The 14289-nt window shown below is 40.1% G+C and carries 13 protein-coding genes; 7 read left to right on the top strand and 6 right to left on the bottom strand.

Annotated features, from left to right (window positions below; all coding sequences use genetic code 11):
• Window positions 1–74: 74 nt before the first annotated feature.
• Window positions 75–1121, bottom strand: a complete 1047-nt coding sequence (locus E0Y80_RS00320; RefSeq protein WP_156305339.1) for an AI-2E family transporter — start codon at window positions 1119–1121, stop codon at window positions 75–77.
• Between the two features lie 162 nt (window positions 1122–1283).
• Here E0Y80_RS00320 and E0Y80_RS20940 point away from each other — a divergent pair, with 162 nt between their 5' ends.
• Window positions 1284–1376 (top strand): helix-turn-helix domain-containing protein, encoded by a 93-nt coding sequence (locus E0Y80_RS20940; protein ID WP_156305913.1) that lies wholly within the window; start codon window positions 1284–1286, stop codon window positions 1374–1376.
• 269 nt (window positions 1377–1645) lie between these two features.
• On the opposite strand, the gene E0Y80_RS00330 is transcribed toward E0Y80_RS20940, so the two are convergent.
• The 3 genes from E0Y80_RS00330 to E0Y80_RS00340 form a co-directional block, all read right to left on the bottom strand.
• Window positions 1646–2479 (bottom strand): nucleotidyl transferase AbiEii/AbiGii toxin family protein, encoded by an 834-nt coding sequence (locus E0Y80_RS00330; RefSeq protein ID WP_156305340.1) that lies wholly within the window; start codon window positions 2477–2479, stop codon window positions 1646–1648.
• Window positions 2460–3440, bottom strand: coding sequence for a type IV toxin-antitoxin system AbiEi family antitoxin (locus tag E0Y80_RS00335; protein ID WP_156305341.1), 981 nt, complete (start codon window positions 3438–3440; stop codon window positions 2460–2462). Before E0Y80_RS00335 ends, E0Y80_RS00330 begins: the two co-directional genes overlap by 20 nt.
• A 173-nt stretch (window positions 3441–3613) precedes the next feature.
• The gene (locus tag E0Y80_RS00340; RefSeq protein ID WP_156305342.1) at window positions 3614–4177 is read right to left on the bottom strand and encodes a nitroreductase family protein; all 564 of its coding nucleotides are present in this window, start codon (window positions 4175–4177) and stop codon (window positions 3614–3616) included.
• A 448-nt stretch (window positions 4178–4625) separates the two neighbouring features.
• On the opposite strand from E0Y80_RS00340, the gene E0Y80_RS00345 reads away from it, so the two are divergent.
• The 4 genes from E0Y80_RS00345 (at window position 4626) to E0Y80_RS00360 (ending at window position 7094) form a co-directional block, all read left to right on the top strand.
• Complete coding sequence (locus tag E0Y80_RS00345; protein WP_156305343.1) at window positions 4626–4775, top strand: PDDEXK family nuclease; 150 nt, start codon at window positions 4626–4628, stop codon at window positions 4773–4775.
• A 140-nt stretch (window positions 4776–4915) separates the two neighbouring features.
• The gene (dcd, locus tag E0Y80_RS00350; RefSeq protein ID WP_156305344.1) at window positions 4916–5452 is read left to right on the top strand and encodes a dCTP deaminase; all 537 of its coding nucleotides are present in this window, start codon (window positions 4916–4918) and stop codon (window positions 5450–5452) included.
• 300 nt (window positions 5453–5752) lie between these two features.
• Complete coding sequence (locus tag E0Y80_RS00355; RefSeq protein WP_197091422.1) at window positions 5753–6490, top strand: helix-turn-helix transcriptional regulator; 738 nt, start codon at window positions 5753–5755, stop codon at window positions 6488–6490.
• Window positions 6491–6560: 70 nt separating this feature from the next.
• Window positions 6561–7094: a dihydrofolate reductase family protein gene (locus tag E0Y80_RS00360; protein ID WP_156305345.1), complete on the top strand. Its 534-nt coding sequence runs from the start codon at window positions 6561–6563 to the stop codon at window positions 7092–7094.
• Window positions 7095–7294: 200 nt separating this feature from the next.
• On the opposite strand, the gene prfB is transcribed toward E0Y80_RS00360, so the two are convergent.
• Window positions 7295–8378, bottom strand: a protein-coding gene (prfB, locus tag E0Y80_RS00365) for a peptide chain release factor 2 (protein ID WP_156305346.1) whose coding sequence is annotated in 2 segments (ribosomal slippage) — window positions 7295–8317 and window positions 8319–8378 — 1083 coding nt in all. Because the reading frame shifts where the segments join, the coding sequence is not laid out codon by codon here.
• Between the two features lie 71 nt (window positions 8379–8449).
• On the opposite strand from prfB, the gene pgi reads away from it, so the two are divergent.
• Window positions 8450–10111 carry a glucose-6-phosphate isomerase gene (gene pgi, locus E0Y80_RS00370; protein ID WP_156305347.1) on the top strand — a complete coding sequence of 554 codons (1662 nt, stop codon included), beginning with the start codon at window positions 8450–8452 and terminating at the stop codon, window positions 10109–10111.
• A gap of 330 nt (window positions 10112–10441) precedes the next feature.
• A complete protein-coding gene (locus E0Y80_RS00375; RefSeq protein ID WP_197091423.1) occupies window positions 10442–12040 on the top strand; it encodes a M20/M25/M40 family metallo-hydrolase in 1599 nt (532 codons plus the stop codon).
• Between the two features lie 82 nt (window positions 12041–12122).
• Here E0Y80_RS00375 and E0Y80_RS00380 read toward each other — a convergent pair whose 3' ends face one another.
• Window positions 12123–14243, bottom strand: a complete 2121-nt coding sequence (locus E0Y80_RS00380) for a carboxy terminal-processing peptidase (RefSeq protein ID WP_156305348.1) — start codon at window positions 14241–14243, stop codon at window positions 12123–12125.
• Between the last annotated feature and the right edge of the window lie 46 nt (window positions 14244–14289).

A 14289-nucleotide genomic window follows, 5' to 3' on the forward strand; every position in this document is an offset into this window, starting at 1 on the left:
GTTCCAAAGTTCACCCATGCCCTCAGCTTGGAATTGCATTCAAACAGGCTTGCCTCACCAAAAAAATCCTACAACTAAATACTGTCCTCCAGCTGGTCTCGTTTCAACGAGAGTCGCTTGTTGGCTTTATAAATCCGGACCGCAATCAAGAAATAAGCAAGCAGTAAGGGCCCGTAAACTAAGCCGATCAATCCAAAAAGAGGAATGCCGATGATTACCCCTACGACAGTAATAATTGGGTGTATATCCCCAATTTTCTTTGCGATGACCAATCTAAGGACGTTATCGATGTTGATCACCAGTCCAAATCCCCAGATCAACAGACCTATACCTTGCCAATTTTGGCCATCGGCTAGCAACATCACTGCGGCAGGGACAAAGATCAAAGGTGGTCCCAAAAGGGGAATAAAGGAAAGTATGGCACATATTACCCCCCAGAATAAGGGGTCCTTGGCGCCGAAAATCCAAAATCCAACGGCCAGACATGCCCCTTGGATGATGGCAATAATCGTTTGTCCGATAATGTTGGAGTAGGTTATGTTCTTGAGTTCTTCTCCAAATACGACGGCACTTTCGTCGTCAAAAGGAAGGTAGTGAACGAGGCTGCCTTCAAATCCGCGATAGTTTACAAAGAGAAAGTACAGGAGAAAATACATCACCGCAATTTCCAGAAAAATATTTGCTGCACCACTAAGGGCTGAGGTTAGGAGCGCACCAAAATAAGTGGAGCTAGCTTCTAACTGTTTTTCGATAAGGTCAGGCTGTCCAAGTTTGTCCCCGACAAAGTGTTTGATCGCATCCATAATCTTCTTTACCCATTGTGGATTCTGCTGCAGCTCGACCGCTTTGTCGAAAAGCATCTTCCCAATTCCTAAGAAAGGAAGTACAATAATGAATATGGAAATAATGATGATAAAAATGGAAGAGACAGGTTTTGGCCAGTTCCATCTTTCGATCAAAAAGATATTTAAGTTACGGAATAAGGTATACATGACCATTGTCCCTAAGAACGCCCCGAAAATACCTGAGGTAGCATAAAGAATAATGCCGCCCAATATAATAACAATGATCAGGATAATGACGTTGCGTTCCTTCTGTGAAAATACATCGTTGTTGCTCATAATTGATTTTAAATTAATATAACAATTTTTTGAAAATTTAGTTTATAAATGGTTTTTATTTGGACATATACAACATTCAACAATTTTTAACATGGAATCGGCTTACGAAGGTGGTGGACATGCTCAGCAAGATCGATATAATAGACCCAGAAGGATCTAGATATAAATGGACTAAGTCAGAAGAGTTTGGCAAAGAACATGGGTGTAGACCCTGTGACCGTTAAACGTTGGGAAGAAATAAAAGAGCAAGGTTAAGCAAAAACAAATGGAAGAAGTTTTGATCAGTTGGAATTATTCCGTGCATCCAGCGTAAGTCGACCTTAAAAGATAAACATTTATAAGGAGTTTTGGTTGGTATTTAGCTTCATTGATCAATGAAGCGAGTGTTAATAAATGTGTTTTCCATGGTGTTCACCTGGTTAGCAAAATTATATTCGTGAAATAAAATACCTCAAGTTTCCCTTTCTTTTAGAAATCATTTAATCAGAGAATAAGTTAGATTTTCTCCTATCAAGAGGGCTTCATTATAGCTCCCTTAATACCTCACTTATTAGTTTCCTTTTTATGATGTATTTGTCTGTTCTTTCATGTTCATACATTTCGTGGATATCATCATATGAAAAAGGTCCATTCATCTTTTCTAAGTGTTTTACGATCATGGTTTTCAGGTCTTTCGATTCAGTGAGGATTTGATTCATCTGCCTTCCAAGCATCCTGGCAGAAGCAATTGAAGGTTCGAAATTTTCTTCGATCAGATCATCATGATAGGTGTCATAGAGTTCTTCTCCTGCAATAGTGAAATAATTTAAGAGGATGTAGTAAAAATCTCCTAAATCCTTTACATACCGATCACTTTTTTCATGGGCTGATATTAGTTTCATTATACAGAGGCCAGGCAGAGTGCAAACTTTGAACCTCCGCCCGTCTTTAGTAATATTTGCAGCATGGCTAAGCACCTCCATATTTCCAAAAACAGATATTTGTAACTCCGTTTTTCCATTTAGATGTACGTGTCGATCGTTTTCTATTCCGCCAAACGGTAATAGATCTACAACTACATGGTCTGGAGATTGCATACGAAATGGCTCAGCAAACTCTATAAATCCTTCATGGCTTGATAGATATTCTTTAACGTTTTCAAAGTCCCTATACTCATTGATAAATAGAGAAAAGTCAATGTCTCTGGTAATTCTTCTCATGGGGAGGTCTTCTATATGACTTAACCATATTTCACGAGCAAACGCACCAATCAGGTAAAAATCAATGTTGTACTTTTCAAATACATTTTCTAATGCTCTGAAAGTATTTTTCATTTCGCCGTTTCGAAGCTTTTCTATATTAATCTCTAAAAAGTCCATCAATCAGCATTTTTGCAGTTTCGATATTTCTAGGGTCTCCGGTGTTTACTAAATCAGCATATACTAAAATTGTAGGAACTACATTTGGTCTTTTGTCGTTGAACATCCAGAACCTAGAATATATTTTAAGGTTTCCTTTCCCAGGTGCTATTTTGAGTTTCTTTATTAAGTCCATACTGTTTTCTTTTGTATAAAGTGTTAACTCTGCAGGCTGTAAATAATTGGTCAGTAAATCGCCCGCAGGTTCACCTCCCCATTGACTGTTTACACCCAAAGGGACTTTCGTCCAATCTTTTGCATACTCGTTAATAAAACGAAATTCTCCTAAAAATAATGTAGGTTTTAATTTTTCATCATATTCTAAAATCCATTGTTCTAGCAGTTTATCTCGGTTTATTATTCGCAATGTCTTATTTTTGCCTTTGGCAATGTAGTTTTGTTCCTTAAGAGAATTTATTATTTTATTGACATTACCTAAGGATATTTTATAGTCTTCCGCAATTTGCCTGTATGTCGTGTTGAGATAATTTTCATCATTGAGAAAATGAAATGCGAGAATGAGACCTGTTCGAGTGAAGCCATTTTTCTGAACACTTTTCTTAGAGGGAGCTCGCAGGCCATCAATGAGAAAGTGCCAGTCATTAATTTGTATAAAACAGTTGCCTGTACTGTCAATATAGTTAATTCCCATTTCTCTTAGACGATCTCTTATTGTGGGAAATATCTGTTCAGAAAGGACAATTAGATTTTTATTAGTTTCCTTTAAATCTTTGAGAGCGATTAGGTGGAATGGCTTGATCTCTTTTTTATATTCGGCGGGTAATGCGTAAATTACTTTTGAGTTATCGAGTTCCAGAACACCATCAATGCTATGACCATCATTTTTATCATACCACCGACCTTTTAATGATGTCTTATTCTGAAGTTCGTACAGAATTTGAAATATTGGCTGTATCTTCATGTTCACGTTTGTGTAGTGTTCACTTTTTTGTGAACACTAATTTATAGTGAACATTTGACATTGTCAAGTATTTCCGATAATAATTCCACCTCCACTGGATATGCCTTCAAAATTGTTGTGCAATTCGTAAATATATGGTTCACCTAAGGTTCCTACAGGGCAACAGCCTATTCCTAAAGCACTACAGGTAAGAGCATTGTTTGCATAAGTGCTCCGGCATCACGCCAGCCAAGACTTTCGGAATTTTTATAATATTTATCCGTTCTATATTGATGGATAATAAACCAGAGTAAAGTTCCTTTTCTACCGGGAAAAGCCAATGAGATATGTTTAATAAAGCTTTGCACTTTTTCTTCTAAAAAATCTAGCCTATATACTCCGTGTTCAAATGGACTATAGATGGAGAAGAAATTATCCCCTGCATGATTGATCAGTATATCTATAGGATGAACGGCGCCTGCGGATGGAGAAGGCCGCTTGGAAAGAATGTAATCTTCATCAAGATACGCATCCCGAGTTCGACTGCTATACCATAAAAGAGAATCAAGTTGATTCTCTTCTAAGGGTAATAAGTCCTTGTTGCTCCGTCGTTCTTCAATAACCTTAAAGAAATTTATATGATTTGGTTTACTAGGTCGAGTTAGCTCCTTTTTTATTCCTAGGTAGGGATAAGCATAAGAATTGACACTGATTGACTTTGTTCTAGGTGTAGGATTCATAAGGACCTCCTTTGACATCGTACCTTACTTAAAGGTACATATTGCACCCCCGACATTTTCCACATGGAGAATTTGACTTATGGCTAGAATGTGCCTATAATAGCAAATTGTCAGGTACGTTTGACGCGTAAAAGAGTTCTGCTGATGTGTAATGAATTGCAGGAATTATTATCGATATCCGACCTTCTTGATAACTCGATAAGTCGTCAAGTAACTGATAAAATTTTTCAGTACAGTCTTTGTGAAATCCATCAGATTTTACAGAGCCTACCATTACACATAACAGCATCATCTAAAGTTTCCTATCTGACTTTCATTGTTTAATAAAGGAAATCAGGAAATAGAAAGGTTTAAAATCCATTGGGAATTAAGGATTGGTTGATTGAAGATCCATCCTGCAATAAATTAAAAAAGACCAATCCGGAAGCGTTTTTCTATTGGTATAAAAGCATATAAAAAAAGAGTAATGACGGATGTACATTTTAAAGAAGTAAGAATCTATAAAATGAGCAGAATTAACGGAAAAGATACCAAACCCGAAATTCTGGTCAGGAAATCTCTTTTTGCCAAAGGATTATGCTATCGGTTACATGATGAGAAAATGGCAAGGAGTTAGCCGTTCCAGATCTTCAAAAAAAATGTTTAGAGATTTGTTCGGTTTCGGTGGCAAGATGGGGAAAGTTCACCGATAAAATTCTCCTTGCCCTATTTGGTTTTTTAATGTATTTTTGAATCCTGCGAATTAGCCATAGTATCATGATATTATCAGACAAGCGTATTTTAAAGGAAATCGAAAAGGGTATGATCGTTATCGAGCCTTTCGATAGAAAGTGTTTAGGGACAAATTCTTACGATGTGCATTTAGGGAAGTACCTAGCAACCTACAAGGACGAGGTTTTAGATGCCAAGAAGCATAATGAAATTGAGCATTTCGAAATTCCTGCTGAAGGATTTGTTCTCGAACCAGGTACCCTATACCTTGGCGTTACGTTGGAATATACAGAAAGTCATGGGCATGTTCCCTTTCTAGAAGGTAAATCAAGTACAGGAAGATTGGGAATCGATATACATGCTACAGCCGGGAAGGGCGATGTTGGTTTCTGCAATACCTGGACATTGGAAATTTCAGTTGCGCAGCCCGTACGTGTGTATGCCGGAATGCCTATCGGACAATTGATCTATTTTGTTGTCGAAGGTGATATCGAGACCATGTACAACAGCAAAGGGAATGCTAAATATAATAATAAAACTATTCGCCCTGTGGAAAGTATGATGTGGAAGAATTTGTTTTAGGGATAGAAATTAGACATAAGACAAATGAACTGAGATAGTTGTCTAGGTACGTGGGAAAAGAAGGAAGATTTTAGGAATAATTTTAAGAGATATATAAAAGGTCTGAGCATTCGCTCAGACCTTTTGCACTTATAAATATTTATGTTGTTTTAATATCCATATGCTTCCAATTCCATGAAACTGACATATGTGTTCCAAAGGATGGAGAAACTATTCTGAAAATATTGAAAAATTGGAGATCTTTAGCAATGGAGTGCTATATGAAGAATCATGTTCTGAACGTTGAAGAGTTATATTTTAATGATGAAATATATAGAAACAAAACCGCACTGGGATTTGAGCCCATTTATTAATTTCTTTTGGGAGTTAAAAGGAATAGAATCAGACTATCATTGGGAGAGAGTTTTTCCCGATGGATGTTTAGGGATACTTATAAATTTGGGTAAAAATTGTCTGACGGATAACGGATCGAGATCTTTAAAATTTGGAAAAACATATGTAGTAGGTGCAATGACCTCATTCAAGGATACTTTGATTGATCGTAATTCCCATTTAGTCGGAGTCTGTTTAAGGCCTGCCACACTCTCAAACTTTTATAACCATACCCCAGAAAATATTCTGCACAATGATACCATTGAATTTAATGTGCCTGATGGCCTCAATGCTGATAAAATCATAAATGACCCAATCGAATATTTAAACAGATATTTTACTGAAAGGAACAGGAAAAGAACCAATATATTAAATTCTGTGATAAACGATATAGATGCATCGAACGGACAATTGCGAATTAATGATATATCGAGGAGAAACTATATGACCATAAGGCAGCTCGAACGTAATTTTAAAAAACATGTTGGAATGTCACCGAAGGAATATTCAAATATCGTAAGATTTCGTAATGCTTTAACCATTATCAAAGAGACGGCTCAGAATCGTAGTTTGTCGGATATTTCGTTTGAATGTGGGTATTATGATCATTCTCATATTTCCAATGAAATCAAGAGGATCACAGGAAAATATCCAAGTCAACTTTAAAATGTCGCATTTTTACAAAGTGTGGATGATTATCTAAGGCTATTTTTGCATAAAATAAAATCTTAATAACATGCGAAAAATATCGGTATTTATAGCAATGAGCTTGGACGGTTTTATTGCAAAGCCAAACGACGACCTAAGTTTCTTAAAACTTGTTGAAAGACAGGGAGAGGATTATGGCTATGCAGAATTTACAGAAAACATCGACACCATAATCATAGGTAGGAAAACGTATGATTACGTTCTAAAAGAAGTTGGACCAAATCATTATGATAATGGACTGCGAGATGTTTATGTCATTACAAGAAATGCAAGGCCCAGCATCGGGAAAACAAATTTTTATTCAGGGGACCTGGGGGAATTAGTCAAAAAATTAAAATCTCAAGAAGGGAAGAATATTTATTGTGACGGAGGGGCTGAAGTCATAAACGAATTGTTAAAACTTAAATTGATCGATGAATTTATTATTTCTGTAGTTCCCGTATTATTGGGGGATGGAGTAAGACTATTTAAAGGGCCTCAAAATGAGCAGCTAATTGAACTGGTAAATACAAAAACTTTTGAATCAGGACTTGTGCAGTTACGATACCAATGCAAGCGATAGATAATTTTCTGGTGAAATGTTTTAATTTTATTGATCTTTCGTTGGGATATTCATAACAAAGTTATTTCTATGATTCTTTTTCGGTTTTTTTTTTCCTAAAAAAGATAAAACAGAAGAGGGTGGCATTATGGAAAGCCCCCAGAAAATGCCTAACTTTTGGGGGCACTGCAATATGGACAACTTCTTTTGCTTAATAATGTTTATCCACCGAATTCCATTAGGTAGGACTTAAGGAATTGATCGAGGTCTCCATCAAGCACTGCCTGTGTGTTTGAGGTTTCGGTATTGGTCCTTAGGTCCTTGATTAATTTATAAGGGTGCAGCACATAGTTGCGGATCTGAGAACCCCATTCTATTTTTTTCTTGGAACCTTCAATTGCGGCCGTCGCTTCCTGGCGCTTGCGCATTTCGATTTCGTAGAGCTGTGATTTCAACAAACGGAGGGCATTTTCCTTGTTCTGAAGCTGTGACCTTGACTCCTGGTTTTTGATGATAATTCCAGTCGGCCTGTGGTGTAACCTAACGGCAGTTTCGACCTTGTTGACATTCTGGCCACCGGCACCCCCAGAACGGAAAGTATCCCATTCGATTTCAGAATCCTTTACCTCAATTTCGATATTGTCATCCACCAAGGGGTAAACATATACCGAGGCGAAAGATGTGTGCCTTTTTGCATTGGAATCAAAAGGAGAGATTCTGACCAATCTGTGTACGCCGTTTTCTCCTTTGAGGTAACCGTATGCAAAGTTTCCGGAGAACTGTAAGGTCACCGTTTTAATGCCGGCCACATCACCTTCCTGATAATCCTGCTCGGTTACTTTACAGCCATGCTTTTCACCCCACATAATATACATACGCATCAACATAGCGGCCCAGTCACAGGATTCAGTGCCACCGGCACCTGCCGTTATCTGAAGGATGGCATCCAACTGATCTTCCTCCGCACTTAGCATATTCTTGAATTCCAGTCCTTCAATTTCGTCTAGGGCAATCTGGTATTGATCCTCTAATTCTTTATCTGTAGCATCACCGGCCTGAAAGAATTCATACAATACTCCAGTATCTTCTACTGAGGCATTGACCTGGTCGAACTGGTCGGTCCAAACTTTCAGGTTCTTGATCTCATGCAATACTTTTTCTGCGGCTTTGGGATCATCCCAAAATGTTGGCTGCAGGGTAATCTGTGTGTTTTGGTCTATTTCACCTTTCTTGGCATCGATGTCAAAGATGCCTCCTCAGGGATGTAATACGATCCCTCAAGTCTTGAATCTGTTCTTTGGTCATAAGAACAAAGATAACATAAAATTGAGGATTGATTAGGCTGTAATCCTTATATTTGAGCAAATTAAGAATATATGTTGCCAAAAATTGATTTTACGACTACCCAAGCATTTAAATATTTAGCGGATCATTACATAAGTATTAATGAGACGAGCATCAAGGAAATGTTCGCCAGCGATCCGGCTCGCTTTCAAAAGTTTTCTCTCTATCTAGGGGATATCCTGTTGGACTATTCAAAGAATCGGATTAACGAGGAAACGATGGCCCTATTGATTCAGTTGGCACGCGAATGTCAGTTGAAAGATGCAATTGAAGCGATGTTCAATGGCGAAAAGATCAATCAGACGGAAGATCGAGCTGTTCTTCATACCGCGTTGAGGAATCAGTCCGGAAAACCGGTATTAACCGAAGGAAAAGATGTGATGCCTGAAATCCAGGCCGTCCTTGCAAGGATGAAGGATTTTTCGGAGCGTGTTATTTCAGGAGCATGGAATGGGTTCACTGGGAAGGAGATTACCGATGTTGTGAATATCGGAATCGGCGGATCGGATTTAGGACCCGTGATGGTCACAGAAGGATTAAAGGCCTACAAGACCCGTTTGAACCTTCATTTTGTATCGAATGTTGATGGCACACAAATAGCCGAAACTTTAAAAAAATTGGATCCAGAGACAACGCTTTTCCTTATCGCCTCCAAGACCTTTACAACGCAGGAAACCATGGCCAATGCGAATTCAGCGAAGGAGTGGTTCTTGAAATCCGGGGCTGAGGAATCGGATGTTGCGAAGCATTTTGCGGCATTAAGTACCAATGAAGCCGGTGTTTCAGCATTCGGTATCGATACGAAAAACATGTTTGAGTTTTGGGACTGGGTCGGGGGACGCTATTCCCTATGGTCGGCAATCGGACTTTCCATCTGCCTGGCCATCGGATTTGATAATTTTGAAAAATTATTGAACGGTGCTTTTGAGGCCGACGAGCATTTTAGAAATGTCGAATTTGAAGAAAATATACCCGTTATCCTTGCGTTGTTGGGAATCTGGTACAACAATTTCTTTGAAGCGGAAAGCAGTGCCATCCTGCCATATGACCAATACCTGCATCGGTTTGCAGCCTATTTCCAACAGGGCGACATGGAAAGCAACGGTAAATATATCGATAGAAACGGTAATCGCGTGGACTATGAAACTGGTCCCATCATCTGGGGTGAACCAGGGACTAACGGTCAGCATGCCTTCTACCAATTGATCCACCAGGGAACGAAACTAATTCCTTGCGATTTTATCGCTCCAGCAAATTCACACAACCCATTAGGCAAACACCATCAAATGCTGCTCTCGAATTTCTTTGCTCAAACCGAGGCCCTAATGAATGGTAAATCGGAAGCCGAAGTGATCGCAGAGCTTCAAAAAGCCGGAAAAACGGAGGAAGAAATTAAAGAATTGGCTCCTTTTAAGGTTTTTGAAGGTAATAGACCTACCAACTCCTTTTTAATTAAAGAAATTACACCTAAAACATTGGGTGCATTGATTGCATTATATGAACATAAAATCTTTGTTCAAGGTATAATCTGGAATATATTCAGCTTCGACCAATGGGGCGTGGAACTAGGAAAACAGCTGGCCAATAAGATTCTACCGGAGTTGGATGGTAAAGGGAAGGTTGATACGCATGATTCCTCGACCAATGGGCTGATTAATCAGTATAAGACCTGGACAGACAGGATTATAGGATGATAAAGGTCGGAAAGATTTTATGTCGGAAAGTATGGGGATGGATTTGTGATGGCTTGATGGATGTAAGGTCTGAGATAAAGTGAGGTAAATATAAACAATTATATGAATTTGTATAAAAGGGGAAACAGGTTAGTCTGTTTTTCCTTTTTTCATGGGTTTTGATAAAAGGAGGTTTGTGGAATTATAGTTATTTTAAGGGTAGAGATTAAATAGTTTTGGTGAAAGTCTGTGGGAAGGGAATGGAATAGTTTGGAATGGTGTTGTTTAGGGAAATTGGCAAAAAATCCCGACCTTAGGGTGTACCTAAAAAAATTAACCCAAATAATAGATATGAAATTCAAAAATCGAGCTATTACTTATTTCGGGAGGCTGGCAATGCTGTTTGTTGCTACAGGCTATGCAGTTCATTTAAATGCGCAGCGACTTCCCGCATCACAGGTTCAGAAATTGGATCCTGTTGTAGAAAAGATTGTTAAGGAAGCCAAGGATAATTCGGAACTGGAGCAACTGGCATTTGAGCTATTGGATGTGGTCGGTCCAAGATTGGTGGGTACTCCACAGATGACGCACGCGAACGAATGGGCATTAAAGACGTTTCAACGCTGGGGTATCCCTGCAAAGAACCAACAGTTTGGTGAATGGCATGGCTGGGAGCGTGGAATCTCCCATATCGATATGACCCATCCAAGACAGAAAACCCTGGCAGGAACTCAGCTGGCGTGGAGCCCCACAACAAAAGGGAAAGCAATCGAAGCTGAAGTTATTGCACTGCCAGCATTTAGAGATTCAATAGCATTCCGTGCCTGGCTTCCGAAGGTTAAGGGTAAATATGTTATGGTTTCGATGCCTCAGCCTTCCGGAAGGCCAGACTGGAACTGGAAAGAGTATGGTACCCCAGAATCGATCGCCAAAATGAATAAGCAGCGCGACTCTATCGGTGCATCATGGAATAACAGAATCAAAGCAACCGGTTTAGCGCCAAACTCCATCCCTTCGGTTCTCGAAGATGCCGGTGCTGTCGGGATATTAAGCAGCTACTGGTCCGGTGAGTTTGGTGCCAATAAAATTTTTGGTGCTCGTACGCATAAAGCACCTTCCCTGGATATTTCCCTGGAAGACTATGGTATTCTATACCGCCTTGCCGAAAAGGGATATGCTCCAAGAATAAAGGTAGAGACTTCCTCCAAGCATCTGGGGAATGTTCCTTCCTTCAATACCATCGCAGAAATCAAGGGATCGGAATTCCCTGATGAATATGTAATTCTTTCCGCACACCTTGATTCTTGGGAAGGGGGATCTGGAGCGACGGACAACGGTACCGGTACTATTGCCATGATGGAAGTAGCTCGTGTATTAAAACAGGTTCTTCCTAATCCTAAACGTACGATCCTAATCGGGCTATGGGGCAGTGAAGAACAGGGCTTGAATGGTTCTAGGTCCTTTGTGCTTGATAATCCTGAGGTTATTGAGAAAACTCAAGCAGTTTTCAACTTGGACAATGGCACAGGTCGGGTGGCCAATATCAACGGGTCCGGCTTCGTTCATTCCTATGATTTTATGGGACGTTGGTTGGAGGCGGTTCCAAATGAAATTACGAAAGATATCAAAACACAGTTTCCGGGATCACCAGGAGGGGGAGGTTCAGACCATGCTTCATTTGTTGCAGCCGGAGTACCGGGCTTTATGTTGAGCTCATTATCCTGGGGGTATTTTAGCAATACCTGGCACACAAACCTGGACACCTATGATAAATTGGTCTTTGATGATCTGCTATCGAATGTTATCTTGACTGCAGTATTGACATACAAGGCTTCGGAAGAACCGAAATTGGTGGATCGTGAACAAAGGGTCCTGCCGAAGGATGCCAATGGCCGGGATGCGGTTTGGCCCGCTATAAGGCAGCCCAGAAGATCGGGGGTCGGCTATTGATATGATCTAAGGCTCGTGGTTAAATAACAAAATAGGTCCGAAAAATTTTTCGGACCTATTTTGTTATTAGTAGTGTAATGAATTATTTTTTATTCAACTTGATGTAATCGGTAAGTACGTTTGCACTTTCTTCAAGGACGAAGTCGTACTCCAATTTCGGTTGTGGTTGGCCTTCTTTCCATAGGGGCTCGCCTAAGAAGGACAGTTGCTTGTTAATCCGTTCGCGTTGTTTTAGTCTATTTTTTTCGCGTTCAGCTTTCAGTTTTGCTTCATTCAAAGAGATTGCAGGCATTGTTTCGTTTTTGTTGAACTCTGCAATGTCCTCCAATAAGAATGAATAGGCAGGCGATTTTTGCATACGTGCTTTGTGAATTTCTTCAAGCTGTGTGTTGATTGGAGAAAGATCTCCTATTCTTGCGAATTTAGTAGGCTTGATCTGATCCCAAGGCAGAGCTGAGGGCTCGGAGCTTTCGCCGAATTTTTCAGCAGAATATTGGGTTGGGAATGTAACGTCTGGAGTTACCCCCTTATGTTGGGTACTGCTACCTGTTACACGGTAAAATTTACCCATGGTGATATTGATCTGACCAAATTCGGGAGCTCCATTGGGAGTGTCAGGATCAGATTCTCCGGCAGCTTTTATCAGCAGCTTGTTGGTTGCGCTAATGAAGCGGGACATATCTACTGCATTCTGTACCGTACCTTTACCGTAACTGGTCGAACCTAGGATGATTCCTCTTCCATAATCCTGAATGGCACCGGCAAAAATTTCAGATGCCGAAGCCGAAAAGCGGTTGATAATTACGCCAAACGGTCCTTCCCATGCTAATCCTACTTCCTCATCGCTATCAACCTGAACTCGGTTTCTGGTATCTCTAACCTGAACTACAGGGCCCTGATCAACAAATAAACCTGTCAGCTCAATGGCCTCCTGTAGGGATCCCCCACCATTATTGCGTAAATCCATTAAGACAGCGTCCACACCATCTTGTTTCAGGCTATCCAATAATAGCCTAACATCACGGGTGGTACTTTTGTAGTCTTTGTCGCCACGGCGTACCGCATCGAAGTCAATATAGAATTTCGGCAGGTTGATAACCCCGATTTTGTAGGATTTACCATCTTCACCTTTGATCGTTTTGATTTCCCGTTTTGCTGACTCCTCGGCAAGGATGATTTTTTCGCGGGTTAATTTTACGATTTTCGGCGCAGAGGCATTGTCAGCGCCAGCAGGTAAGATCTTCAATCTTACGACCGTGCCTTTTTTTCCTTTGATCTTAGCCACAGCTGCGTCCAGTCTCCAGCCGATAATATCTTCGAATTCGCCATTATCACCCTGCGCAACACCTACGATCCGATCGTTAATATGCAGCGATTTGTCCTTAAAAGCGGGTCCGCCGGCAATGATCTGCTTAATGGTAACCATTTCATTTTCCATTTGTAGCTGGGCGCCGATACCCTCTAAGGTATTGGACATGCTTTCATTGAATGCTTGCGCAAATGAAGGGTTATAATAGGTCGTATGTGGATCAACGGCGTCCGTCAAGGCGGTCATGATCATTTGGAATGCATCATTGGCATTGGTTTTCTTAGCCTGAGATATCAGGTTGTTATATCTACTTCGAAGCGTTTCCTTATTCTTTTCAATATCCACTTTGGCAGAGTCACCGGCAGTAAGCCTTAGGTTCAACAGGTCGTATTTAACACGTTTTCTCCATTGATCCTTGAGTTCTGCTTCCGTACTGAACCACTCCTGCTTTTCCCTGAAGCTTGTATAGGTTTCATCCTTATTAAAATCATGTGCCGCATCGATCTGCTCCAGTGCAAAATTCATGCACTGCAAGTATCTGTTGGTATATTTGTTGAAGATATAGAATGCACTGGAAAGATCCCCCTGTCTAAAATCCTGGCTGATCGTGTTTTTAAACTGTTGAAAATCCTCAATATCAGATTTCAGCATATAGTTCTTACCTTGGTCAACGCCCTCAAGGAGGTTGTCGAATACGATATTTGAAAGGGAATCGCCCATTGGGACTTTTTTATAGCTAAAGTTCTCCAATAGATTAGCGACTTCTTTAGCGATGATTTCGTGTTGCGTTGTTGGTTTAAGTTCCAATCCCTGCTGATCAAGATTGATGCGAGGTTTCGCCCCACAGGCTACGACAGAAATTAACGCAAGGCAGAAAATGAGATGTTTAAACATATATGTATAATTCTTGAAATTGTTCATTAAAGTTTGACAATAATTA

It is taken from the genome of Sphingobacterium endophyticum (assembly GCF_009733535.1).
Lineage (GTDB): Bacteria > Bacteroidota > Bacteroidia > Sphingobacteriales > Sphingobacteriaceae > Sphingobacterium > Sphingobacterium endophyticum.

Coding starts and splice junctions, on each gene's coding strand:
- dcd (WP_156305344.1), top strand. CDS start 4,916: ATGATATTATCAGACAAGCGTATTTTAAAGGAAATCGAAAAGGGTATG.
- E0Y80_RS00380 (WP_156305348.1), bottom strand. CDS start 14,243: ATGTTTAAACATCTCATTTTCTGCCTTGCGTTAATTTCTGTCGTAGCC.
- pgi (WP_156305347.1), top strand. CDS start 8,450: ATGTTGCCAAAAATTGATTTTACGACTACCCAAGCATTTAAATATTTA.
- E0Y80_RS00360 (WP_156305345.1), top strand. CDS start 6,561: ATGCGAAAAATATCGGTATTTATAGCAATGAGCTTGGACGGTTTTATT.
- E0Y80_RS00345 (WP_156305343.1), top strand. CDS start 4,626: ATGACGGATGTACATTTTAAAGAAGTAAGAATCTATAAAATGAGCAGA.
- E0Y80_RS00330 (WP_156305340.1), bottom strand. CDS start 2,479: ATGGACTTTTTAGAGATTAATATAGAAAAGCTTCGAAACGGCGAAATG.
- E0Y80_RS00335 (WP_156305341.1), bottom strand. CDS start 3,440: ATGAAGATACAGCCAATATTTCAAATTCTGTACGAACTTCAGAATAAG.
- E0Y80_RS00355 (WP_197091422.1), top strand. CDS start 5,753: ATGATGAAATATATAGAAACAAAACCGCACTGGGATTTGAGCCCATTT.
- E0Y80_RS00320 (WP_156305339.1), bottom strand. CDS start 1,121: ATGAGCAACAACGATGTATTTTCACAGAAGGAACGCAACGTCATTATC.
- E0Y80_RS00340 (WP_156305342.1), bottom strand. CDS start 4,177: ATGTCAAAGGAGGTCCTTATGAATCCTACACCTAGAACAAAGTCAATC.
- E0Y80_RS00375 (WP_197091423.1), top strand. CDS start 10,442: ATGAAATTCAAAAATCGAGCTATTACTTATTTCGGGAGGCTGGCAATG.